This window comes from Oleiphilus sp. HI0132 (genome assembly GCF_001635845.1).
This window is the reverse complement of record NZ_LWGJ01001739.1, coordinates 1-683: the sequence shown is the minus strand read 5'-3', so window position 1 is coordinate 683 and position 683 is coordinate 1. Positions and strand designations below refer to the sequence as shown.

The 683-nt window shown below is 50.5% G+C and carries 1 protein-coding gene; it reads left to right on the top strand.

Features of this window, described 5'->3' with window-relative positions; all coding sequences use genetic code 11:
• A partial coding sequence (locus tag A3766_RS26595) for an aminotransferase class V-fold PLP-dependent enzyme (protein WP_156509164.1) occupies window positions 1-683 on the top strand: 683 nt, incomplete at both ends.

Here is a 683-nt window from a genome sequence, read left to right as displayed (position 1 = left end):
TGTCTATGAGCTTCAGGAAGTACTTAAAGAAGTGACGGGTATGGCGGGTGTATCACTAAGCCCTATGGCCGGTGCACAAGGTGAATTCGCCGGTGTTGCGATGATCAAAGCCTATCACGAAGCACGTGAAGATTTTGGAAGAACTGAAATTATCGTTCCAGAAGCAGCTCATGGGACAAACCCTGCTACAGCGGTAATGTGTGGTTATAAGGTAAAAGAGATCCCTGTAAAGTCAGGCGGTGATGTTGACCTGGAAGCGCTTAAAGAAGCAGTTGGCCCACAAACAGCCGGGATCATGATGACTAACCCTTCGACCTGCGGCGTGTTCGAAAGACAGATCGAAGAGATTGCCAAGACGGTTCATGACGCGGGCGGTTTGCTTTATTACGATGGTGCGAACCTGAACGCGATCTTGGGTAAAGTACGCCCGGGCGATATGGGTTTTGACGTGCTGCATATGAACTTGCACAAGACCTTTGCAACACCTCACGGTGGCGGTGGACCAGGTTCTGGCCCAGTTGCTGTAGGTGAGCGTTTACTACCATACCTGCCTACGCCAATGGCGGGTTGTCAGGCGCAAGCAGACGGCGTTAAGAATTATCATTGGGTGACCCAAGCAGATAATGTAGATTCCATCGGTCGCCTAAGTACCTTCATGGGTAATGCCGGGATTATTCTTCGAG